The sequence below is a fragment of the Paenibacillus xylanilyticus genome, assembly GCF_009664365.1.
In the GTDB taxonomy this organism is placed as follows: Bacteria; Bacillota; Bacilli; order Paenibacillales; family Paenibacillaceae; genus Paenibacillus; species Paenibacillus xylanilyticus_A.
On sequence record NZ_CP044310.1, the window covers coordinates 1,249,012 to 1,273,090 of the forward strand.

Genomic DNA, 24,079 nt, shown 5'->3' on the forward strand with positions numbered 1-24,079 from the left:
TTTTTGACATGAGGTGTAGGTGTTATAGGGAGGATTAAATAAAATAAAAAGTAATTAGTTTGGTATACGCTTACATACGAATATGTTGCTTCTCTACGCAACTGTTCCTAAATAGTTTGAGCATTTCAAGTCATAGGGAGGTGAAGTTATATGACACCAAGCTGGTGATTACTATTTTTTGAACATTCCTTAGTGTCTCAAATTTTGGACATTTCAATTTGGGGTTTCATATTTTTTAGACATTGCATTGTAGGAGGGAGACTTGAGAGAGGGGATAAAAAAACCATGCGGCCTGAGAAAAAAGGGCTCACATGGCTCCAACGATTTGCTTCACTGCGGTCGATCGAACCAGGATAGGAGAAGTCTGATTATCTAAACATGTTTTTGACGACCATCCACAGATTGGCCGGCTTCTCGGCAAGGCGGCGAGTGTAATACGGATACCACATGGTTCCGTAAGGTACATAACAGCGAATGCGATAACCTTCCCGTGCAAGTCGTTCCTGTTCGCTCATGCGCAGCCCGTACAGCATCTGGAATTCAAACGCATCAGGGGAGATGCCACGGTCTCTGGCATACTGTTTGGTCCACGAGATAATATGGTCATCATGCGAAGCGACCGCTGTGTAGACACCCTGATCCAGATGCTGGCGGATCATGGATTTGAATTGATCAATGACTTCGGAAGCATTCTGATATGCTACGGCCGCGGGCTCTTTGTAAGCGCCTTTGACGAGGCGAAGCCGTATGCCTTCACGAATCATGTCCCGTGTATCCTGTTCGGTACGATGAAGATAGGCTTGCAGTACCGTTCCCGTGTTATCAAGTCCTTCTGCATGCAGGCGGCGGACAATATCCAGCGTAGCCTGGGTGAATGGGCTGTCCTCCATATCAATTCGGACAAACAGCTCATGCAGCTTCGCCTGTGCTGCCACGGATCGGATATTCCGGTAACCCTCCTCCGGATCGAGCGCAAGGCCCATCTGGGTTGGCTTCAGGGATACGTTGGAGTCTGCCCCTTGGCGAGCTATGCCTTCCACGAGTCTTATATATTCATCACGATACTGGGCAGCCTCGCTCAACCTTGTGATGCCTTCCCCGAGATGATCCAGTGTGGCCATAATGCCTTTGTTGTTAAGGACCCGAATCTCCTCCAGTGCCTCCTCCAGTGTGCTGCCAGCGATAAACTTGCCTGCCAGCTTCTTGCCGTATTTGATGGACAGATTCTCCACAGCCTTATTGCCTGCAACGGTCAGCAGTGTTTTACGGTACATTTCCGTTCCAATACTCACGCCAGTTTCCTCCTTAGGGATCATGCTTCTTATAGCCGTTTAATGAAGCAAGAATCATGCCAGATCATTTATTTCCATTAATTTTATTAAAATATTCATTCTTAATCGGAGTTGGCACGGATCTTGCTACATATATTGGGTGAGAGTGAAATAGCATGGTAAATCAGGCGAGCAGCCAGTGATTCCAACATCCTGAAGGAGGAATTATTCATGAATATCCCTTTTGTTAACGAACCATTTACGCCCTTTGCTGTACCAGCGAACAAGGAAGCCTTTGAGAGCGCACTTCGCAAGGTGGAATCTGAGCTCGGACAGGAATATTCCATGATTATCGGCGGGCGGAAAATAACGAGCAATCGCACGTTAACCTCCGTTAACCCGGCGGCTAAGGACCAGGTGATCGGAACGATTTTTCAGGCAGATCAGGAGCTGGCAGAGCAGGCAATTCAGACAGCAGCAGAAACGTTCCGTACCTGGAAACATACAGATCCGAACGAACGCGCGCGATATCTGTACAAAGCAGCTGCGCTTATGCGCCAGCGCAAGCATGAATTCTCTGCATGGATGGTGTATGAAGCAGGCAAAACATGGCCGGAGGCAGATGCAGATACAGCGGAAGCTATCGATTTCATGGAGTTCTATGCAAGAGAAATGCAGCGTCTCAGTGAACCTCAGCCCCTGACCCGCATTGCAGGCGAGGATAATGAACTGACCTATATCCCGCTTGGCGTGGGGGTTGTCATTCCACCTTGGAACTTCCCGCTGGCCATTATGGCTGGCATGACTTCAGCAGCGCTTGTATCGGGTAATACAGTTGTCTTGAAGCCGGCCAGCACGACACCGGTGATCGCAGCCAAGTTCATGGAACTGCTCACTGAAGCAGGATTGCCGGATGGCGTAGTGAACTATTTGCCAGGCCCGGGCAGCGAAGTGGGCGATTATCTGGTGGATCATGCGCTGACTCGCTTTATCAGCTTCACCGGTTCAAGAGATGTGGGTCTGCGGATTAACGAACGGGCGGCCCGCACAGCTCCAGGGCAAAAGTGGATCAAACGGGTGATTGCAGAAATGGGCGGTAAGGATTCCATCGTTGTGGACAGCGAAAGTGATCTGGAACTGGCTGCAGACTCCATTACCGCTTCGGCATTCGGATTTTCCGGACAGAAATGTTCCGCGTGTTCCCGCGCCATTATCCATAAGGATGTATATGATGAGGTATTGCAAAAGGTCATTGAGCGTACGAAGAAGCTCACGATGGGCAGTCCGCTCGAGGTAGGCAGTCATGTAGGACCAGTTATTGATGACAAGGCGTATGCCAAGATTAATGAATATATCGAAGTGGGCAAGGGCGAAGGCAGGCTTGTATTGGGCGGTGGTACAGGGGATGCCCAAGGCTATTTTATCGAACCGACGATTATCGCGGATGTTGACCCGCTGGCGCGAATTGCACAGGAAGAGATTTTTGGACCAGTACTCGTGTTCATCAAGGCGGATACGTTTGAGGAAGCTCTTCATATTGCAAACAACACCGATTATGGCTTAACAGGTGCAGTCATTTCACGGAATCGTGCACATCTGGAACTGGCGAGACGGGAGTTTTTTGCTGGCAATTTGTATTTTAACCGGAAATGCACTGGTGCTTTGGTTGGCACGCATCCGTTTGGCGGATTCAACATGTCCGGCACGGACTCCAAAGCGGGCGGAAGAGACTATCTGCTGCTCTTTACACAAGCAAAGCTGGTCTCCGAAAAGTATTGAGGCGTACAGCAGCAGATGCTTGTAGTCAAGCATTTACTTTTGTATTCTTTTTCCGGAAAATATAAATTATATTCCATTCCGCACAGAAGGAGGGAGAATCATGCTGGAGATGCAGCTGGTTCAGGAACAGCGTGTACGGCTGTCCATGACGCCAGAGATGAAACAGTCCATTCATTTGCTGACGTTGTCCGGTCAGGACTTGAACCGTTATCTGCAGGAAGCAGCCGAAGAGAATCCGGTACTTGAAGTGGAGGAGCACGCTGCACCGCTGGTTCGCCTCCCTCGGAAGGGAAATCAGAGAACATTCGATTCCTACGATCCCCTGCTGCAGGTGAAAAGTGCTGAGCCAACGCTTGAGCAGCTGCTGTCTGCTCAGATTCGCTTGCTGGATCTCCCGCCTATGGTGAAGGTAACAGCTGAATATTTGGCAGGGTGTGTCAATGACGACGGTTATCTGAAGACAGATTTGGCTGAATTGTCATCCGTACTCGGCATCTCAGTGGATGGGCTGCAAGCAGGGTTGGATATCCTCCAATCACTGGATCCCGCAGGCGTTGGGGCACGCAGCTTGCATGAGTGCTTGCTGCTTCAGATCCGCCGGGATTCGTCAGCCGCTGCCCATGCCGAGCAAATGGTTCAGGCAGGACTGGGGGAACTCGTACCCTTCCATCCGGGGAAAGCGGGAACCAGGCTAGGTATATCCTCACGCGAGGCACAGGCTGCATATAATTACATTACGCAGCTCGATCCCAAGCCCTGTCGTTCCATTGGATGCCAAGAGCGTCCTCATTATATTATTCCGGATGCCATGGTGGAACTGCGGCAGGGCGAGATCTATATGGGGCTCCATTCGGCAGGGAACCTTCGTGTATCCATGAATGAAGCATGTTCCCACTGGATCAGGCATGGAGCCCAAGACGAAGTCTGGTCGGCGCGGGCAGCGGAGGCGAGAGCCATTGTGCGCAGTGTGCAGCTGCGGCGCAGAACCTTGATGCGTGTTCTCACGGCCGTGATGAGTGAGCAGGTACTTTTTTTGCATGAAGGGCCCGCTGGTCTGAAACCGCTCAGTCTGGCAAACGTTGCCGAGAGGATTGACATGCATGAGTCCACGGTGAGCCGTGCCGTTAGCGGGAAATATATTCAGACCCCTCATGGGGTGTTTGAATTAAAGTCCTTTTTTACGACAGGCATTGAGACGGCATGCGGAGATCCCACTTCTGCATCAGTGGTTAAACTTCGATTGAAAGAACTCATCCGTACAGAGCAGGTTAGCCGGCCGTATTCAGACAGTCAATTGGCAGCGCTGCTCGCCGGGGAGGGAATTAGGATCTCACGCAGAACGGTGGCAAAGTACAGGGAGGAGCTGCAGATCCTTCCTTCGCTTGAGCGCAAGCGCTGGAGTTAAATGATCCTTCATGTCTTAAAGTCTTCATTCTTATAGCATCAGCGCTATAACACCATAAAGCCCCTGCTCACCCGAATTAACGGTGTGCAGGGGCCTTCTGTTTTGATCCATAATCAGGATGAATTCGAGTCAGTTAAACCACATTACATATTGTGCAGGAAACGCTCACCAGCAATGCCTGGTGTAGTCATCTGTTCCGGATGCATGATTTCTTCGAGCTCCTCTATGGTGAGCAATCCGCGTTCCAGAATGATTTCTTGGAGCGAAGCACCGGTTTTCAGTGCTTCCTTCACAATGGATGCTGCTACATCATAGCCCAGATGCGGGTTGAGGGCGGTAATAACGCTGAAGCTTTGCTTCATGATCAGTGCACAGCGTTCACGGTTTGCTTCCATTTCCTCCACGGCATAGCGGGTGAACACGTCAATGCCGTTATTCATGATTTTCAGGGATTGCAGCAGGTTGAACGCGATGACAGGACCCATGACATTCAATTCGAATTGTCCAGCTTCACACGCCATGCAGATGGTATGATCGTTCCCCATGACCTGGAAGGAGACCTGGTTGATCACTTCGGCCATAACCGGATTGACCTTCCCTGGCATGATGGAAGAACCGGGCTGACGGGCCGGAAGACGAAGCTCATTGAATCCTGCACGCGGTCCGGAAGCCATCATTCGAATATCGTTACAGATCTTGGACAGGTTGACCGCGCATACCTTGAGGGCAGCCGACAGCTCCATATAAGCATCCGTATTTTGAGTGGCATCGACGAGATCATCAGCTGTCTGCAGCTTCAGTCCGGTAACATCGGACAAATGTTCCGTGACCTTAACAATGTATTCCGGTTTGGCATTGAGTCCTGTTCCTACTGCCGTAGCTCCGAGGTTAATCGTCAGCAGTCGGCGATTCGCAAATTCAAGACGCTCCATATCGCGTCCCAGCACACGCGCATAGGCACCGAATTCTTGTCCCAAACGGATTGGCACGGCATCCTGGAGATGGGTGCGTCCTACTTTGACGACATCATTGAACTCCAGTTCTTTTTTTAGAAAAGCATCTTTCAGACGCTGCATGGTATCAAGCAGTGTTTCAGACAACCGATACGCCGCGACCCGCAGTGCCGTTGGAATGACATCATTGGTCGATTGGGACATATTCACATGGTTGTTGGGATTGCAATGGAAGTAGTCGCCTTTGTTTTGCAGCAGCAGTTCCAGTCCGCGATTGGCCAATATTTCATTCATATTCATATTCATGGAGGTGCCTGCACCGCCCTGAATGGAGTCAACTATAAAATGATCCAGATGATGACCTTTCATCATTTCTTCAGCGGCCATCACGATGACATCGCCAATTTTCGGCGGCAGCATTTTCAGCTCCATATTCGTGATTGCGGCAGCCTTCTTCACGGCAGCGAGGGCTGTAACTAGCTCCCGGTGCACAGGTACGCCGGTAATCGGGAAGTTTTCCACGGCCCGAACTGTCTGAATACCGTAATAGGCATAAGCAGGAATTTCTTTTTCACCAATAAAATCTTTCTCCGTCCGTGTGGACATTGTAGACATTTCTTTCGCCTCCAGTGGCATCCAAAAATAGGTCAGCTCCGGCGATGCCGAAGCGCACTCAGTATATCACTTAAGCAAAATGGATGCCAGGCTTAATGATTTTACCCAAGTTGCCGATAATAATTAAAATTAGGGGGATTAACCTGGCTTGTAACTGGGTGAATCGAAGTGTAACAAACTTATCTTATAAATTATGCACCACAAGGATGAAAAGGTATTCGTGCGGGACAAGATGGGTTCCTGATTTAGCGTTTTCAGTGATGTAGATCACATGTTTTTTGGTCGACGATTGGTAAAATAGGAAAAAAGGACTACGAGGTGCGAGCATGAAATGGACTTTAGGCGCAAAGACAGTCGCGGGTCTGGTACTTATTTCGATTATTACATACGGGACTAGCGGCTTTTTTATATTTTTCCTCCAGGACTGGCTCTCTTTCTCCATGCCAAGCTGGCTGTACATCACCTTAGTACTCATACTAGGAGTGTGCTGGAACGGAATTCTGGGATGGTTTGCCTCACGCTGGCTGACACGTCCAATTGTTCACCTATCCAAGGCAGCTCAGCAAGTTTCGTCAGGGGATTTGACAGCTGAAATTCCGGAGCGCCGTACACAGGACGAGCTTGCTGTTTTATATGATGCGTTTCGCGCGATGGTTGTTAATCTAAGAAGTATTGTAAACGATATCTCGGATAGTACACGTACGACCTCACAGAATGCGCAATCGCTAAGTGAAGCCATTACCCAGGCAGCTGAACAGATCGAAATGATGTCGGAAGCGGTGGATCATATTGCCGTAGGGGTAGAGGAACAAAAAGTAACCTCACAGCATTCACTGATTACCGCAGATGAGATGCTGAATGATTTTCAGCGCATGCATACCCAATCGATCGGAATGACAGAGATGTCAGGGCAGATGGAACGGTCGGTTGATCAAACGAAGCAGACCTTCTCGTATCTGATGAAAGGCATGGACGAGCTGACCGTATCACATAATCGCTCCCGCGACATCATGGTGCTTCTGGAGAAGGAAGCTTCGGATATTGAAGCCATTACGCAATCGGTCAAAAATATCGCCGAGGAGACAGCGCTTCTTGCCCTTAATGCATCCATTGAGGCAGCGCGTGCCGGGGAAGAGGGAGCAGGCTTCGCTGTCGTTGCCCAGCAGATTCGCAAGCTGTCGGACGAGAGTACACAATCGGTTCATCGGATTAACGAATTGATCAGTCGTGTTCAGCAGCGTATCCGGGATACAGCACAGCTGATACATGAGCAGCACGGGCTTGTCGTGAATGAGTCCCAGCGCACCATTAACGTTGATCAGACACTGCAGGAACTGACGGGGACGGTTGAGGTGTTCATGAAGGGCGCTCATGAGATCGGCTCCAAAATTGCAGAGCAGACGGTTCGGGTTGAACGGACGCATGGTCACGTGAAACAAATTCAAGGAAAAGCCGGTTCGTTCTCAGACGAGGCCAGACGGATTATGGATGCCGCTCATGAGGAGACGGCAATCATGGAGGAAATCTCTTCTTCGGCTGAAGAGTTGAGAGAATTAACGAATCGTTTGATGGATAAAACAAAAGCATTTCGGATGCAGCCATAAGCTGTGTCCGGGGTGTTTTTTTCTTTATATGGATAAACCCGAACATTCTTTCGTAAAATTTGAGGTTTGTAAAGTTTTTTTTATGAAACATTAACAAAATCGCAACGACTGGGCGATAAATGACGATATAATAGTTGTAGTATTCCATTTTTAAAAGAAGGAGCCCAGAATATTGAAAACTTGGACAGGTATCCTGCTGATGATCGTTTTGGCGGTTGTTACGATTAGTACAACTTCAGCTGCCAGAACATCCAATGAACCAAAACAGCTTAACATAGATGATCCATCCAGCCAGACCGATGGGGTCGTGGCATCCAATATAGAAACCAATGAAACATCCTTTGCCTCAATAGAGAGAACTCCTGTAAAAAAAGAGAACGTTTCCGTTGCTCCGGAAAATGAAAAGGTGAAATTATACCCGATGCAAGTGGAGGGTTCGGGTTATATATATAACGGCATGATTCTTGAAGTGAATGGACAGACACGTGAATTCAGCAAATGGCAGGGAGAAGGAGGGTCTTACAAACCCGAAGTGCACGAACTGGATCTGAATGGGGACGGCAAAAAGGAAATTATCGTGCTTTTCACTGCCGGACACGGGACGGGTATTTATTTGGGTCAGGCACACATCATAGATCCGGATACGCTGGAAGAGATGAACATGCAGCCTCTGGATGAGGTGGTGAAGCAGCACGTGCAGTCCAAAGTGAACGTGACGTCTGGAAAAGTGACCATTGACGTAGCGTTGGATGGGGTGAAGTTAGCACCTTCTGAGATAGAGGAAGAAACGGATGGCATAGCTTATCATGATGAACTTCAATTCGGAGATGTCGTGTATTACAGTGTGGAGAACGGCAAGTTGGAAGTTACAGCATCCGGTGCTTATGGGCCGGTCGGGTACGACGGAGATCTAACATTTGCCTATGTATATCAGGACGGTGAGTGGAAGGCCGAGAACGTGGAATACCGTACAGAAGCGTATGAAGATGAGTATTATGAATCGTTTGATTGAATTCACGGAATAGAAGATTTAAGGGATCGATGCTTGTCATAAAAAAATAACTTATGCTTCTGCCTTATTAGGCAGGCGCAGGAATGGTGGGGCTGAAAAAAACGGGGATACTCAGCCTCGCTTTGTGCTGTTCTTATACAGAAATATTTCCAAAATATTGAATTAAAGTGGTTGACATTACCACTTTAGTCGTTTAAATGTATAAAGGATAACAATTTTGTATGGGAGGGATTTATCGTGAAGAAAAAAGCCGTAATCGGACTAATGGTGGGCACTCTGACACTCGGTATTGGTACAGGGGCACTGGCAGCAACAGGGCTTGAACCAATTAAGGCCTATCTGAACAGCAAGATTTCTCTGAAAATGAATGGAGCAACCGTGACAGCCAAGGATGCCAATGGCAAGACGGTACTGCCAATTACCTACAATGGAACAACGTATTTACCCGTGCGTGCAGTGGGCACATTGCTCGGAACGGAAATCACTTATGACAGTGCAACTTCATCCGTCCTGATTGGTGGAGAAAATGGAACCGGGCCAGTAACAAAGGATAAAGTAACACTAAGTACACTTGGAACAACTGTATTAGGATCTACAGCATGGCATACCAAAGATCCTGCGGAGACTACTTACAAAGGCAAGGATTACAAAGATGTATATCTGCATACCGATTCCGTGAAGCAAGGGGACGACTTCCAGATCATGACGGGCAAAAAGTATTCTTCCCTGCATCTGGAATTGGCCGCTCTTGTTGGTAATCAGGAGATACAGGTAATCAACCAGGACAATACGGTGCTCAAAAAGCTGAGTATATCGCCGGGAAGCGGTTTGGTAAGCTTGGACGTGGATGTATCAGGCACAGAAGCTGTTTTTGTTGAGATTGTTTCAGAAGATCCAGGTTCATCGCTGTTTGTACCTCTTACAACATCGTATTTGGTTAAATAAAATAGACGTAAAAAACGATTATCAACGATGATGTTGCTGGATCAAATCCATAGCACACATTGTGATAATCGTTTTTACGTTTATTCCGTGCGAATCATGTTGATCAATCGACATTAACGAATTACAGTATCCAGAGGTTTGAGATTGGCTTCAATCTCTGCCCGGCGGCCTTCCAGGAATGGAGGCAAAGCGAGCGATTCTCCCAGATGAGCAAGTTCCTCGTCCGTATCAAAACCCGGACCATCCGTTGCGAGTTCAAACAGGATGCCATTTGCTTCACGGAAGTACAGGGACCGGAAGTAAAAGCGATCGACGAAGCCGGAATTAGGGAAGCTGTAGTTGCGAACGCGTTCTACCCATTGTTTCAATTCTTCCTCGTTATCCACCCGGAAGGCCACATGGTGTACGCTGCCACGCCCTGGTCTTTCGATCGGCAAGTCATTACGCTCCTCGACATGGACCTCGGAACCACTGCCTCCTTCACCGGATTCAAATACAAGAACATCCGGTTGACCTGCAACAAAAGCAGGGTAGGTTCCTTTTTGACGGAATCCAAGCAGCTCCGTCAGAACAGCAGCCGTCAACGAGGCATCCTGAACGGTGAGGTGTACAGGACCAAGGCCGACAATACCGTATTCAGCCGGTACCGGGCTCTGATCCCATGGTTTGCCCCCAGGAACACCTGTGTTGTTTTCGTCAGACACCAAGATCAGACGCTGGTTCTCAAAATCAGTAAAGGAGAGTGTTGCACGGCCACCGCGATTCATAATTTCACCGTGAGGTACTTCGTATTCGTCAAAACGTTTGATCCAGTACTGGAGAGCAACATCACTCGGAACGCGCAGCGAAGTAGCAGAGATGCTGTTCACGCCTTCACGTGTCTGTCCGGCCATCGGAATTTCGAAGAAGGTCAGCTCGGTGCCGGGATTGCCTTTTTCATCTCCATAGAAGAGGTGGTACACGGAAACGTCATCCTGGTTTACTGTTTTTTTGATCAGGCGAAGGCCCATGACATCGGTATAAAAGCGATAGTTTTCAGCGGCATGTGCGGTCAGTGCGGATACGTGGTGAAGTCCTTTGATTTGCATTGTTAATTCCTCCTGAATAATTGGGATTGGGTATTCTTGATTATGTGTAAGTTATATATTTAACTTTTATTAAGTGGCTAACTTTTTGTTTGTTTTGTTCTGGATTTATCTTAACATAAAGATAATTATAAAGCAACACATATCTGAAACATTCAACGGATAGACTTTCGCTTCAATTAATGCCAAAATGAAAAATATTACATTTCAAGGGATCACTGTTTGTGATGGGAAGGAGAAGGACATGGGATATCCCCAGTGGCTTGACCCTTATGATGAACGGCCTTTTATCATGTTTTCGAATTCACACATATGGGCAATAGCCTGCACGGCAATAGTGATTATCTTGCTGTACCTGTTTAGAAATCACTTGAGAGCATGGCCGGAACGCACACGTAGGGTGCTGCGATTCACCTTAGCCATCTTTATGATAGGTTGTGAAGTGCTGCTTCAGATCTGGTATGTCTACGGCGGGGTATGGAGTGTGAGGACATCGCTTCCGCTGGAGCTGTGCAGTCTGTCCCTGTTGTTGTCGGCCGTACTGCTGTTAACACGCAGTCGTATGCTTCATTCGGCGTTATTATTTGCAGGGACTGCAGGTGCATTGATGGCGATCGTAACTCCCAACCTGGGTTATACCGTTCCACATTTTCGTTTTATTCAATTTTTTACGGCTCATGCCTGTATTATACTTGCCTTGCTCTATATGACCTGGGTAGAACAGCTTCGTCCAAGCTGGCGATCGGTCGTGGGTTCGATGGTTTTTGTTAATGTGGCGGCGCTCATTGTATATGGAATGGATGTGCTTCTGGAAGCCAATTATATGTTTCTTCGTCACAAACCGGAGACGGCATCCGTGCTGGATCTTCTGGGACCGTACCCGTTATATATCGTGGGAGAAGAAGTACTGGCAGCCGTATTGTTTTCGCTCATGTACGTACTGTTCTTCGCCATTCCGGAGCGAGTGAGGAACCGGGTGAAGAACGAGAGAAGCTCCGCGGTATGATTGGCAAAAGGAGAACAATGAAAATCCCGCAGTATCCTGAAGCTCAGGAGACATGCGGGATGTTTAATTTATAGGACTCGATATGATGAAGTGGATAACTTATCCCCGAAGGAGGGATTCTGCACCATCCACATAGATTCGTGTACCTGTGACATGGGAAGACTCGTCGGAAGCCAGGAAAAGCACCAGGTTGGCTACCTGTTCCGAAGTACCAGGTTCACCCTTGAGCGGATGTTCATGGCCTTCCGGGAACTCCACGGGGATCTGTACATCCTTCAGATCATCGGATGGATAGGTGTTGTCATCGATATTGGTGTCGATGGCACCAGGACATACGGCATTGACGCGAATCTTGTAACGGGCCAGTTCGAGCGCAGCCATCTTCGTAAAAGCAGTTTGCCCGGCTTTGCTGGAAGCGTATGCAGAGAACCCGATACCTGAGAATACCCGGTTACCGTTAATCGAACTGGTGATGATGATGCTGCCTCCACGGTCCTTCAGATGGGGGATGGCGTATTTGACGGTTGCAAACGTGCCGCGCATATTAATCTCCATCGTTTGGTCCCAGTCTTCCGGTTCCATCGTTTCAATCGGCGCCATGGTGCCGTTGATCCCTGCATTGGCGAATACAATATCCAGCTTGCCGGCTTCAGCCGCAGCTTGATTAATGGCTTTTTGCACATGGTCCGGCTTGGAAATATCGCATTCAATCACATACGCTTCACCGCCAGCCTGCTCAATGGTCTGCTTCGTTTCTTCCGCTTTCTCTGGTGTACGGTCCAGCATGTAGACTTTGGCTCCATGCTCTGCAAAACGAATCGCGGTAGCCTGCCCAATACCGGAGCCACCACCGGTCACAATCGCCACTTTTCCATTCAAACGCTGTTCACTCATCCTGATCCCTCCACGTCCATAAGATTTCACGTTACTCTCTATCTCTACATACCCGGCACAAGGGAGGTGAATCAGAATCCTTCATACTTGCCCAACCCAAAAAAACAGGACCGATAATCGGTCCTGCATCTACATCTGAAATGACGTCTAATATGCGAATCGCTTGCTGAAATGTTATTTATGCTTCTTCCAGTCCAGCGAGCTGTTATTCAATAAATACTCGAAGTCATTATCCCGACGCTTCTGTTCCGCTTTGCGAGCCTCTTCGGCCTGCTGGCGTTCCTCTTCCTTGCGCTGGGCTTCGGCAGCCTTGGCTTCATCAGCTTGTGCCTTCAGCTTCTCCAGCACGTCGCTGCTGAGCAGATCCTTCAGCGTCGTTGGTTTATCCTGAGCTGCTTTGGGAGCAGCAGGTTGTTTTTTGGATTTTGCCATGGAAAATTCTCCTCTCCAACGTAAATCAGGTTCCCTGTTTTGATGCGTAGTCATAGTATATCAGGTTCCCGGTATCCATTCCATGAATCGAGTCAAGAAAAGAAGGAAATCAGCTGGTCCGTGACGAATGAAAACGGGTATAAAATCATATAGTATTACCGATACTGCGACTATTCCCTGGAGAAAGGAGTCGTTGTTCGTGGAAGTTGACCGCAGCATGTTGAAAGGGCTTGCATGGGGGATTGCCTTCAGCTGCCCGCTATGGATTGCGATTATTGGCTGGTTCCGTTTGTTGGGGTGGATGTTGTGAGAACAGCGGGTTGCAGAGCTGCTGCATATATACGTGCGTAGAGGCTTTTTTTAAAACCTCATATGTAAACGCTATCATTAAATAAAGCTCTGCCTTGCGTATTTATCGCAAGACAGAGCTTTTGTTTGTAAGTAATGTACCTAGAGGTTTATTCCTCAGGCATTTTAACAGGTTCAGGATATTCCAATCCATGCGTGTCCACAGTCACTTTTTTCATGACTTGATCCGTAACCGGTTTTACTCCTTCAGTAGGCTGATTAACGATGCTATCCACCACATCCATACCTTCTGTGACTTTGCCAAAAGAAGCATATTGAGCATCTAAATTCTCATCGTCTGCTGCCATGATGAAAAATTGGGAACCAGCTGAATCGAGTTTTCCAGATTCCCTTGCCATAGAGATAACCCCGCGTGTGTGCTTCAGATTATTTTTGTGCCCGTTGGATGTGAATTCACCCTTAATAGCATATCCGGGGCCGCCTGTCCCATTACCATTCGGATCTCCACCTTGAATCATGAAGCCCGGAACAACCCGGTGAAAGATGAGGCCATCATAGAAACCCTGATTGGCCAGCGAGATGAAATTGTATACCGTGTTGGGCGCAATATCCGGATAGAGTTCGATCACGATTTTTTGCCCGTCCTGCATTTCAATCGTGGCTACCGGGTTTTGACCTTCAGGCGGCGCAGGAACGGGTTCCGTCGCGCTGCTCGAAGGGCGTCCGCAGCCGCTAATAACAATAAGCAGCAGCGCCATGATCAGCGATGCAGCAGTTGTTTTTTTCCATCGTAAAGACATGAGAATGTTCCCCCTTGCATCTCTGCTTAATGTGTTTCAACGGAATTATTTTGGGATAATCCATCAACTATCATACCGTTTTTTGGGACAGGAAGGCAATCCAAGCTTTGTTTTTGAAACTGCCAGGGATGGTCTTCATGGAGGCATAGGTGTAAAATAAGGAAAATGCTTCCGCAGCAGGACGTACGGGTCTGTTCCGTCCGCTCCAAACCACGGCAGTCCCGGGCGTCAGTAACGGAAAGGGCGTGTGGGTATATGAACTTCTCGTGGAAGCGTAATCTGGTGATTTTGTGGATTGGTGTATTTTTTTGCAGCACCGCGTATTCAATTTCCATCCCGTTTTTGCCCTTGTTTCTGAGCGGCGATCTCGGTGTTCGTGATCACCTGGAGTTTTGGTCAGGGCTGGCCTTTGGCATCACGTTTCTGGCCAGTGCACTGGTGTCTCCATTCTGGGGTTCCCTGGCAGACAAATACGGACGCAAGCCGATGCTGATCCGGTCGGGATACAGCCTTGCGGTTTTGTATTTAATCAATTACTTTGTACAGGACCCATATTCACTCATTGTAGTCCGGCTATTTCAGGGATTGCTGGCTGGTTTCGTTCCGGCTGCAATTGCCCTTGTGGGTACGAATACACCAGAAGATAAGACCGGATACGCGCTGGGTATCATGTCTACCGCCGGAGCTACGGGCGGGATCATTGGTCCGCTGATTGGCGGTGTGGTAAGCCACTACTATGGCAATCGAAATGCTTTTTTATTTTCGGCCATTGTGGTGCTCGTCTCTGCGGTAATCGCGACCTTCTGGGTAAAAGAGGAGAATTTCAATCGCAATAAGCCGCGTTCCCATGTCATGGATGATATCCGTGAAGCCAGAGCGAATCGTCTGTTTATTACTGTGCTAGGCATGATGGGCATCTGTACCTTTTCCGTCATGATTCTTGAGCCGCTGCTCACGGTCTATGTCATGGAGATGGGGATTCAGCCGGACAGGGCATCACTCAGCTCAGGTATTATTTTCTCAGCGGTAGGTATAGCTACCGTCATTATGGCACCGAGATGGGGGAAGATTGGTCAACGCATCGGTTACGGCAAAGTGCTGATTATTGGACTCATCGGCGGGGCGGTGGGGAATCTGCTGCAATTTTTCACGACAGGTTATATCGGTTTTGGTGTTTTGCGGTTTGTATATGGGTTGTTCTTCGCGGCTGTGTTCCCGGCCATCAATGCCATGATTGTGCAGGCGACGGACCCGGGTTTCCGAGGAAGGGCCTTTAGCTTGAATCAGTCAGCGTCCCAGATCGGTACGATGGCAGGACCCATTATCGGTGGTATTCTCGGTGGATGGCTGCCTATTCGCTGGATTTTTATCATCAATGGACTGGCGCTCTTAATCACAGCGATTGTAGCCAAATGGTCTGGCTTGGAGCACAAGCTCCCGGGTTCAGGAAAATCAGCATCGAAGAAAGCGGTAACAGCAGATCGATAGATGGATATTTAGGAGAGGGATGGCGCTGTAGCAATACAGCAGCCATCTTTTTGATATGACTATATATGTGAGGAAGTAATATACATTTAAAAAGGGAAACCTCTTCATGAGAGATTTCCCTATTGTTCAGTCTGATTCATTTCATAGAAAAGGTGTATCATTCTTCAGAATCGGATTTCTCCTTCGGAATGGCATGCTCAACAGCATCACGCTGATCCTCTTTTTCCAGAGCATCCGGAAATGAATCTTCCGTAAATAGCCCGAAATCAGGATCGATGTCCCGTTCGGTCACCAGACTATCCGGCGTCTCGACATGTTTATGGTGGTCTTCCTTCATTATGCTGCACCTCCTTTTTCACGACGCAAGGGAGTTTGCCAATCTTAACCTCGTGGAAGAATGTCGTCCTGCGGTTTGGCATCGGCTCCTGCACCATTGAGAAGATCAGTACCATGAAGGGCGTCCGGATCAGGTGCAGCCGGGTCAACCGGGCTATTCGGCTGCAGCAGATCGGCATCAGGCACAGATTCCAGTGCAGGCTCTGCCAAACGTGATTCGAGCTCCTCATCCTCTACTGTCGTTGCAGCTACAGGAGGCAGGTCCGTCTCATCGGTTTCAATCCGTCTTCCGGACACTTCGTCAAATGTATCCATATCGCCCGCGGGTACTTCCGTTTCGGGCGGAATATCGCGGAACCTCTGATATCGGTCATAAAAACGGTCACTTTCGTCATTACTAATCGGTCTGTCTGTCATAAGTAGCAGCTCCTTTCAGGCATTAAATGTGATTGACTGCATGTATTATGGTGCTGATATTTTCTAAGGTTCTTACCCCGTAGTTACCCAAACCCTAAACGTTGTAATCCTGCACGTGTTAGCATTCCCTGGGTTGACCCGAATATGAATGATTAAAATTTAGGGAATACATATTTGACGAGAAAGTACAGGAAGCCGAAAAAAATGAGTACATAAGCCGCATATTTAATAAAAGTGGAGGCGACCATGCTGGAATCCGATTTTTGCTGGATATCTTTCCGTTCTACTTCTACCGTTTTGTGTGGCTCGTTCATTTAAATCATCTCCTTAAATAGGTGAATGGTTGCTTTGAGGAACCATTACACCCATAGAAGCGAATTGAATCGCAGAACAGCTGGTACAGCTTTCGAGCAAGGCCTATGTTATGATGGAGCATGATAAAATAGGGAGGGATTCCAGTTGGAATGGTTTACACTTGGCAATATGATCACTCGAATCCGAATTGGACAAAAGGCATCAACACCGGGCTTTTCGCGTACAGTCATTCGCAGACCGGATGGTTTGTTCTGGGTCGGTGGCATATGGGCCGGACAAGTTGTCCAGTTGCGTGATTTTCTTTTTTCGGATATATGGACGATCTATGAGGATGAGGAAACGGAGCAGTGGCTGAAGTTTCGGAATGCCTATGAACGAACGGAGCGGGAAATGATTGAGAACCAGTTCGAAGATTTGCGCGGGTAAGACAAAGGATAACTGGATTCCCTCGTTATAAAATGGAAATAAATATATAGTTGAACTAAAATGTGATTTTTTTCGTTTGCCATTAGAAGGTGACACGTTAAATCATGGCGAATCATAAATGATAGAGTTAGGGGATAGATTCAGCATTTTGCATCTTTGGATGCTGCTAAATGCTCAAAATATGAACTTTGAGGTGCTGTGAATGAAAAATGTGCCCAAAGCGATCATCGTCCTATGGATCAGCCTGTTATTCATCATGTATTGGCCGCAGGGAGTAGGCGCTGCAGGTGTACAGGAAGATAACAGTCCTGTCCCCATTACGACATGGGAAGTAAAATGGGGAAATGAACACGATCAGGGGTTTATCAGCGAAGTGGGAAGACCCGATGAGGTCTGGGAGCGGCAAGGGTTGGAGAAGCCGGATTATACCACGGTGAATCCTTCCACGGAGTCACTATGGACTCGCTTGACCATTCCGCAGCTGAGTGAGGATACCTCTGCCATTCGTTTTGAAAATATTAAAGGTCAACATATCGTGATCTATCTTAAGGATCGCAAGGTGTATGAGAACTATCATTATAACTACGACAACAATGCGGTACTGCTGCCTCTATCCATCAAAAATTCAGGTGAGCAGCTGTATATATGGACTGAAAATACCAACGGCCGCCTTGGAATCTTCGGGATGGTGGAGGTAGGCAGATACACCAATCTGCAGGAGAGATATATTCATAATGGTTTGTTGGATGTCATCTTAGGGGCAACCTTTCTGTTTACAGCCATGACCATGCTCAGCTGCACATTCTTCTTTGGTAAATTCCATAAGGGATTATGGATCTCGCTATGTGTTGTCATGGGTTCCATCGGAACGATGATCATTACGTATTCACAATTTCTGTATACGTTCTACCAGATTTACGGGGATCTGTACTCCATATTGTTCGATATGGCGATGCTGGCGGGAATGCCTGCATTATGTTATTTTTTCGAACAGATTATTGGGACAGGACCTTATGGGATTTTCACGAAGTTAAGAAAATTCCAGCTCGTGTATTCGGGTATTGCAATCTTCGCACTGCTCCTGTATTTCATCTCGAGCGGTCAATGGGACGTACTGTATGTATATCTGGTTCAAAAGGCAATCGGGGTCATTTTGGTGATCCTGCTGACATTACTGATGATTGGTACCATATCTCAGGCGCTAAGGAGAAACAAGGAAGCGATACTGCTGGCTGCAGGATACAGTACGTTTGCGCTCATCAGTGTAGCCGAATTGTTATGGTACTATCAGCGGAACGGCACGTATCATCTCATATGGTGGAAGTGGTCGATGGTTGCTTTTATCATAGCACTTATAGCCATTCTGGGCAGTCGTTTTGCGGAAAAGCATAGACAGGTCATTGAATACTCCAAGGAACTGGAGCTGTTCAACAATGAATTGCAGCGATCCGAGAAGATGGAGATTATTAGTGAGCTGGCCGCTTCAGTTGCCCATGAAGTTCGGAATCCTTTACAGGTGACCAGAGGATTTTTACAGCTGATGACCGAACAGGAAGACAACAAAAACAAGGGGTATGTGCGAATTGCCCTTGAGGAGCTTGACCGGGCCTCAGGGATCATTACGGACTTTCTGACGTTTGCCAAACCGGAGTTTGATCATATCGCATCTCTTAATATTGCCGAAGAGTTTGCGCATATTGAAGGGATTCTGGTGCCAATGGCCAATCTGGAAGGCGGTAAAATAACAACGGATATTCCGCCAGATCTCTGGATTCGTGGCAACTCCTCCAAGTTCAAACAGGCCTTTATTAATATTATTAAAAACAGTATCGAAGCATTACAGGGTCAAGGCCAGATTGATATATGGGCCTATGCCCAGGATGGAATGATTAAAGTTCACGTGAGGGATAACGGGGAAGGCATGGATGAGGAAGCTTTGGTCCGCCTGGGAGAGCCCTACTTCTCCAACAAGATCAAGGGAACAGGGCTTGGGATGATGGTAACCTTCCGAATTGTGGAAGCGATGCATGGCGAGATCTCATTTACAAGTACAAAAGGGGTAGGAACGGAAGCTGTTGTATCTTTTGCCGAGTTCGTCGATTGACGGACTGGCAGAAGATAGACAGCTTTTTTGTCCTCTACCCCTTTACCCGTAATGTTGGCTCAGAGCCGTTAATTTGGGTGTTTAGGTTCTCCAAGGTCCACAATTCACGTCATAATTCACTTTGGAGGGATTGGGCGGAATAACAAGAACATAATCATTCTGCTGTTCTTCTACTGTACGGATCTTAACGTTGTCCGGAATATCAATACCGAATGCATCGCGAAGTGCCTGTTTTGGATTGGAATGCAGCTGCTGTCTGAAATGTTCATCGGTCCAGGCCTTTTCAATAATATCCTCATGCATTGTTCTCTCAGATACCATCATCGTTCAACAATCCCTTCTTAATATAGAATATGAACTGTCACAGTTTCATGACTTCCCTTGTGGGTTTAAGGCATGTTCACTGATCCAGTAATGAAACCCGCCTTGATGAAGCATTTTTTTATGCTGCTTGATTGCGTCGACAGCTTGTACAAGTGTTTGGCATAAGTGCTTATTAAAGGTCAAGAGGTGCGGAATACCTGAGTTAGACGATGCTAAGATGTCATGATATCGGTAAGCTATGTCCACATAAGAGTACATAATTGGTGTGCTGTACATATTATCCCGGATACGCTCGCTTAGCGGCTGTTCAGGATAAGTTAGTTGTAGAGCAGAAGAAATATGAGAAAGGAAACTATTATAATTTCCCAGCGCAGCATCTTGATCCATGTCATTAAAATCGTCTGTCATCTGGAGGGTCATGAGTGTGATGTTAACAGCAGAACACACCGCATCAATTCGGTCTTTTTGTTCAAGTAAAAGAAGAGCACCAGCAGCTCCAAGTTGAAGGGGAGCAGCCTTTTGGGCGATCAGAAGCGGTTTTTTTTTGAAGTAATCCAGCGACTTCTCGCCGTTAACACTAACAGCCCATTCTGTTACATATTGTCTGAAATACGTCCAAAACAGGGAAGACGGGCTAAATAAATCCGAGTAGATACGCAAAGCATCCATGTAGTATAAATTACCCAAGGATAACTTCAATGTGCTGTCATCAGGACGTTCATCCATCACTTCATCCTGATTGAGAAAATACAACATATGAATCATACAGGCCGTGCTTAACTTGTGTGCAGTCTGTGGAGGGAGTTCGTCTGAATTCTGCATCCAGAGCGGAATAATGTAGCCAATATAGCTGTGACCTGAATCGCGTAACAGGGGATTAATTGAGTGAAGTTGTTTCAGTGCATGTTCTGACAGGGATTCAGGATAGTTCTGAACCAGCTGCTTGGCAGCAGCGAACACCACCTCCAAATCGGATCTAAACGGATCAAGCCATTCTCTCCGCATCGTTTGCTTACGCCCTTCCGCAATAAAATAATTAAGGACTATTCGACTAGATCATGGAGTTATACCCAGTATAGCGGATATGAATTGAAAAAAATAGGATCTTTTGTGATGAATTGTGAAATATTTGATGACTTTTTGTATTTTTATGGGATAAAAACGGGTGGATTAGGCTCAAACTAGGTGTAGACCACAGTATTTCGACATACGAAAGGCGGAAAACAAATATGAAGCACCCATGGAAAACATGGCTTGTAAGCAGTTTGGCAGCCATGCTCATATTAGCAGCAACGGGAAATGCTGCCTCAGCCAGTGCGGCAGAAAAGCCTGACAGCACCGAAATGACATCTCCGGCAGCTTCCCAGCATGACAAACAACCTTGTATGCAGGCAAGTCATGGATTATTTATGATTGGTGAAACTGCCGATCTGCTCGGCATTGGACTCCGGGATCTGAAGGAGCAGATGGAGCTAGGCAAGACATTGAGCCAGATTGCCAAGGAGCGCAAAGGTCTAAGCGAAGAGCAGCTGTTACAGAAGCTTAAACCATCCCTTGTGAAACGTCTGGATCAAGCTGCTGCAGAAGGCTGCTTAACCAAGGAACAGGTCTCGGCAGCCAAGGCTGACATGGATGAAAAGTTGAAAAAGGTCATCAATACCCCGCTCAGAGAGCTGCGTAGGGAGTTTGCAGGTCATGGTAGAAAACATCCTTCCTTGAACCATAAGGCGATTGCTCAGTTTATTGGCATTACGCCGGAACAGCTTCATGAGCAGTTAAAAAGTGGCAAGTCTCTTGCTGAGGTTGCCAAAGCACATGGGATTAGTGAAACACAGCTCATTGACAAGCTGAAGGAGCAATTGACGGGGGATCTGCAGCGGCTCGTGAACCATAAGGGTGGGGCACATTCTATTCCACGGGAGCATGCACCTGGGCATCCGGCTTCGACCGAGTCAGATTAATCGATGTATATGCAGGGCGCCTGTCTTCCTTGGAAGACAGGCGCCCTGTTTCTCGCCAACGTAGGTATATAACGAGGTTGACTGAGGTTCACTTTTACTAGATTATGCAACGTGACCAGCCTTCTAGCTTGTTTCAGAAGAAGGGCCTGCACTTGCACTCAGAGGTGTAACTGATCCGGCTTTAAGCCGAGGCTCTGCAGTATCCGAACCTTGACCAGGCAAGTTCCTGCTCCGCTTACGCTGTAACCCGACCGTATAACGGGAACCCGGTAATCGGGATAGTCCATAGCTAATGGCCAGCGCTGTGGCAGCTGTCACCAGAAATGACAGCAAGGTTACCGGCAGATGCCAGCCGCCAAGCTGGAGTGGTCTGGTGAAGTAGGCGATCGCATATATCACCAGAGCATGCACTAGATATCCGCCGAACGAATAGCGGCCGATCCAGGTGAGAGCGCCCAGGAACTTCGTTGTTTTGCCTCGTAACAGAACAAGGAATCCATATAACATGAACATCTGCGCCATAATAATAATGAACGTTGTCGGCTTCAGATATGTCGATATATTAAGATTAACTACATCCCCAGACCCTCTGAGCACATCGTAACCCAGCCAGAAGTACATGCCAATAAAAAGACTGATCATCCATGGTAGTGCACGAATGGTCCAGTTTCTCCAAGTGTCTACAGCCCAGGCGCAAACTGCCCCAAGTAAAAAATAGAACCAGTACATCACCCAGGAGTAGGAACGATACTCCAGCAATGTAGACCATGGCTTCGCAAGGGTTGCTGTCCAGCTGGCCATGTCGTAATAGGACCACTTCATTAGCAAGCTATACATCCCTGCTGCAAGCAGAACAAGCAATATAACGGAATGCATGCGCGTTATTCTGGTGGTTTTGGTAAGCTGACTGTTCACGAATTGAACCCCGAGCCGGAACAAAGGAAATAACACATAAAACTGAAAAATCATAATGACAAACCAGAGATGATATCCTGTCTGAGGGATGAAAAGCTCGCGGATCAAGCTGCGGACATCCGGCGTGCCCGAGAGCCAAAATGCAGGTGTGAAAATGCGAACAGACAGCCAGTAGATCAGTGTCCAGAGAACAAAGGGCACATAAATATCCCCAAATCGTTTTCGGATGAATGGACGGTATTCCGGCTTGACCTGATGATGATGATAAAAAAGCATCACACCGGACAAAAAGACAAAGGTCGGCGTTCCGAACCTGGTGAGATGATAGATCATGGTCAGCATGACGGAATCCGGCTGTTCGATATCTGAACGATAGATATATTCCGCAATATTATGCTGCATGACGATGGCGAGAAACGCGATCCCGCGCAGCTGCGTCCACTCTTCTATACGCGGTTTACCCAAGATGGCCCGCCTCCTTCCAATACACAACATCATTAAAGGGTACTATCTCAACATTAAGAGGAGATTAAATGGTGAAAAAAGGATAGAAAAACGGCGGCCCATAAGGCCACCGCTTTTCTATTTATTGTTGTTCTGCCTGAGCATCTTCCTCGAACAAATTTTGAATGAATGCCTGGAGTTTGTTTTTATCCACGCCCAGAACCTGAGCGGAACCTGCAAGTTCGTTGGTTAACAATTTATTAGGTGGAATCTGCTGTTTGTCCACTTCATTGACATTAATGTCAAACCCGAGCGAGGCCAGCTTCAGCATCTGCGTAGGGCTGAGGTCTGTTTCGATATAAGGGGCAACCGCCTCCAGGATCTCTGGAATTTTGAAGAGGGAGGTAGTGCTTTGCAGCTTCTTGGCAAGCTCGGTCATGAAGATTCGCTGCCGTTCGGTGCGCGTGAAGTCCGATGTGGCATCATGCCGAAAACGAACATATTGGAGGGCCGTTTTGCCGTCCATATGCTGAAGTCCTTTTTTGAGATCAATGTCATACATATGTTTGTCAGCTTTGCTGGTGTAGTACATGTCTTTTTCCACATCAATATCAATGCCGCCTACGGCATCGACAAGAGCCATAAAGCCGATGAAATCCGTGTATACGTAATGCTGAATCGGAATACCGAGCAGATTGCTTACCGTTTGTTTGGTCAATTCAGCGCCCCCGTACGAAAAAGCTGCGTTAAGCCGGCTTTTGCCATGTCCGGGTATTTCCACATATGTATCTCGCAGGACAGAGAATAAATGCGCCCGTTTAGACACCGGATCAATGGAAGCCACCATGACCGAATCTGAGCGCCCTGCATCATCACCTCTGGAGTCACCCCCGAGAAGCAGGATGTTTACGCGTTCCTTGCCTTCCCACTTGGGGATTGGTGTAGTTGTAGTGTCTGTACCAAGGTCTGCCTGAGGATTGGTTGTAGACGATGAGGAAGTACCTGAAGCGGTTGAGATGCTATTGGCAAAATGTACAATGGAATATCCGTAATATACGAGGACACCTGTTACGGCAAGTGCCAGGGTTAGGGTTGTCCCCCATAACCATTTTTTAAGCATAATCTTCACCTTTCTATTGTTGAACTGGTATGTAACCCAAACTATTTTAACAAAAAGTAAGAGAAATGTCCCCTTTGATTTCGGATATTCGGTCAGTTGGTGCATTGTTTGACAAATCG

The 24,079-nt window shown here is 47.5% G+C and carries 23 protein-coding genes; 10 read left to right on the forward strand and 13 right to left on the reverse strand.

Features of this window, described 5'->3' with window-relative positions:
* Positions 1-368: 368 nt before the first annotated feature.
* On the reverse strand, positions 369-1,292 hold the full coding sequence (locus F4V51_RS05560; RefSeq protein WP_236146699.1) for a proline dehydrogenase family protein: 924 nt from the start codon (positions 1,290-1,292) through the stop codon (positions 369-371).
* A 210-nt stretch (positions 1,293-1,502) separates the two neighbouring features.
* Here F4V51_RS05560 and pruA point away from each other — a divergent pair, with 210 nt between their 5' ends.
* Both pruA and rpoN read left to right on the forward strand, forming a co-directional pair.
* Complete coding sequence (gene pruA / locus F4V51_RS05565; RefSeq protein WP_153977204.1) at positions 1,503-3,050, forward strand: L-glutamate gamma-semialdehyde dehydrogenase; 1,548 nt, start codon at positions 1,503-1,505, stop codon at positions 3,048-3,050.
* A 100-nt stretch (positions 3,051-3,150) separates the two neighbouring features.
* Positions 3,151-4,455, forward strand: coding sequence for an RNA polymerase factor sigma-54 (gene rpoN, locus F4V51_RS05570; protein ID WP_153977205.1), 1,305 nt, complete (start codon positions 3,151-3,153; stop codon positions 4,453-4,455).
* A 143-nt stretch (positions 4,456-4,598) separates the two neighbouring features.
* Here rpoN and F4V51_RS05575 read toward each other — a convergent pair whose 3' ends face one another.
* Entirely contained in the window at positions 4,599-6,023 is a 1,425-nt protein-coding gene (locus F4V51_RS05575) for an aspartate ammonia-lyase (RefSeq protein ID WP_153977206.1), read from the reverse strand.
* 326 nt (positions 6,024-6,349) lie between these two features.
* Here F4V51_RS05575 and F4V51_RS05580 point away from each other — a divergent pair, with 326 nt between their 5' ends.
* The 3 genes from F4V51_RS05580 (at position 6,350) to F4V51_RS05590 (ending at position 9,584) form a co-directional block, all read left to right on the forward strand.
* Positions 6,350-7,627: a methyl-accepting chemotaxis protein gene (locus tag F4V51_RS05580; RefSeq protein ID WP_153977207.1), complete on the forward strand. Its 1,278-nt coding sequence runs from the start codon at positions 6,350-6,352 to the stop codon at positions 7,625-7,627.
* Between the two features lie 172 nt (positions 7,628-7,799).
* Positions 7,800-8,639, forward strand: coding sequence for a hypothetical protein (locus F4V51_RS05585; protein WP_153977208.1), 840 nt, complete (start codon positions 7,800-7,802; stop codon positions 8,637-8,639).
* A 237-nt stretch (positions 8,640-8,876) separates the two neighbouring features.
* On the forward strand, positions 8,877-9,584 hold the full coding sequence (locus F4V51_RS05590; protein ID WP_153977209.1) for a stalk domain-containing protein: 708 nt from the start codon (positions 8,877-8,879) through the stop codon (positions 9,582-9,584).
* A 113-nt stretch (positions 9,585-9,697) separates the two neighbouring features.
* Here the strand turns inward: F4V51_RS05590 and F4V51_RS05595 are convergent, their stop codons facing one another.
* Entirely contained in the window at positions 9,698-10,672 is a 975-nt protein-coding gene (locus F4V51_RS05595) for a ring-cleaving dioxygenase (RefSeq protein ID WP_153977210.1), read from the reverse strand.
* Positions 10,673-10,913: 241 nt separating this feature from the next.
* On the opposite strand from F4V51_RS05595, the gene F4V51_RS05600 reads away from it, so the two are divergent.
* On the forward strand, positions 10,914-11,675 hold the full coding sequence (locus F4V51_RS05600; protein ID WP_153977211.1) for a YwaF family protein: 762 nt from the start codon (positions 10,914-10,916) through the stop codon (positions 11,673-11,675).
* A gap of 99 nt (positions 11,676-11,774) precedes the next feature.
* Here F4V51_RS05600 and F4V51_RS05605 read toward each other — a convergent pair whose 3' ends face one another.
* From F4V51_RS05605 to F4V51_RS05615, 3 genes are all read right to left on the reverse strand, one after another.
* Positions 11,775-12,569 (reverse strand): SDR family oxidoreductase, encoded by a 795-nt coding sequence (locus F4V51_RS05605; RefSeq protein ID WP_153977212.1) that lies wholly within the window; start codon positions 12,567-12,569, stop codon positions 11,775-11,777.
* Between the two features lie 174 nt (positions 12,570-12,743).
* A complete protein-coding gene (locus F4V51_RS05610; protein ID WP_110821486.1) occupies positions 12,744-13,001 on the reverse strand; it encodes a YqkE family protein in 258 nt (85 codons plus the stop codon).
* Between the two features lie 458 nt (positions 13,002-13,459).
* Positions 13,460-14,110, reverse strand: coding sequence for a peptidylprolyl isomerase (locus tag F4V51_RS05615; protein WP_153977213.1), 651 nt, complete (start codon positions 14,108-14,110; stop codon positions 13,460-13,462).
* A 255-nt stretch (positions 14,111-14,365) separates the two neighbouring features.
* Here F4V51_RS05615 and F4V51_RS05620 point away from each other — a divergent pair, with 255 nt between their 5' ends.
* Positions 14,366-15,598 carry an MFS transporter gene (locus F4V51_RS05620; RefSeq protein ID WP_153977214.1) on the forward strand — a complete coding sequence of 411 codons (1,233 nt, stop codon included), beginning with the start codon at positions 14,366-14,368 and terminating at the stop codon, positions 15,596-15,598.
* Between the two features lie 157 nt (positions 15,599-15,755).
* Here the strand turns inward: F4V51_RS05620 and F4V51_RS05625 are convergent, their stop codons facing one another.
* The 3 genes from F4V51_RS05625 to F4V51_RS28805 form a co-directional block, all read right to left on the reverse strand.
* Positions 15,756-15,935 (reverse strand): hypothetical protein, encoded by a 180-nt coding sequence (locus F4V51_RS05625; RefSeq protein ID WP_153977215.1) that lies wholly within the window; start codon positions 15,933-15,935, stop codon positions 15,756-15,758.
* Between the two features lie 44 nt (positions 15,936-15,979).
* Positions 15,980-16,351: a hypothetical protein gene (locus tag F4V51_RS28800; RefSeq protein ID WP_153977216.1), complete on the reverse strand. Its 372-nt coding sequence runs from the start codon at positions 16,349-16,351 to the stop codon at positions 15,980-15,982.
* Positions 16,352-16,503: 152 nt separating this feature from the next.
* Complete coding sequence (locus F4V51_RS28805) at positions 16,504-16,665, reverse strand: hypothetical protein (protein WP_164764231.1); 162 nt, start codon at positions 16,663-16,665, stop codon at positions 16,504-16,506.
* A gap of 145 nt (positions 16,666-16,810) precedes the next feature.
* On the opposite strand from F4V51_RS28805, the gene F4V51_RS05635 reads away from it, so the two are divergent.
* Positions 16,811-17,092, forward strand: coding sequence for a hypothetical protein (locus tag F4V51_RS05635; protein WP_095288897.1), 282 nt, complete (start codon positions 16,811-16,813; stop codon positions 17,090-17,092).
* Positions 17,093-17,294: 202 nt separating this feature from the next.
* Positions 17,295-19,196 (forward strand): sensor histidine kinase, encoded by a 1,902-nt coding sequence (locus F4V51_RS05640; protein WP_153977217.1) that lies wholly within the window; start codon positions 17,295-17,297, stop codon positions 19,194-19,196.
* Between the two features lie 81 nt (positions 19,197-19,277).
* Here the strand turns inward: F4V51_RS05640 and F4V51_RS05645 are convergent, their stop codons facing one another.
* Positions 19,278-19,520, reverse strand: coding sequence for an NHLP leader peptide family RiPP precursor (locus F4V51_RS05645; RefSeq protein ID WP_095288899.1), 243 nt, complete (start codon positions 19,518-19,520; stop codon positions 19,278-19,280).
* Between the two features lie 45 nt (positions 19,521-19,565).
* Entirely contained in the window at positions 19,566-20,480 is a 915-nt protein-coding gene (locus tag F4V51_RS05650; protein WP_153977218.1) for a hypothetical protein, read from the reverse strand.
* A 269-nt stretch (positions 20,481-20,749) separates the two neighbouring features.
* On the opposite strand from F4V51_RS05650, the gene F4V51_RS05655 reads away from it, so the two are divergent.
* Positions 20,750-21,481, forward strand: a complete 732-nt coding sequence (locus tag F4V51_RS05655) for a hypothetical protein (protein ID WP_153977219.1) — start codon at positions 20,750-20,752, stop codon at positions 21,479-21,481.
* A 123-nt stretch (positions 21,482-21,604) separates the two neighbouring features.
* Here the strand turns inward: F4V51_RS05655 and F4V51_RS05660 are convergent, their stop codons facing one another.
* Together F4V51_RS05660 and F4V51_RS05665 are read right to left on the reverse strand one after the other, a co-directional pair.
* Entirely contained in the window at positions 21,605-22,861 is a 1,257-nt protein-coding gene (locus F4V51_RS05660) for an acyltransferase (RefSeq protein WP_153977220.1), read from the reverse strand.
* A 121-nt stretch (positions 22,862-22,982) separates the two neighbouring features.
* A complete protein-coding gene (locus F4V51_RS05665) occupies positions 22,983-23,960 on the reverse strand; it encodes an LCP family protein (protein ID WP_153977221.1) in 978 nt (325 codons plus the stop codon).
* Positions 23,961-24,079: the final 119 nt, after the last annotated feature.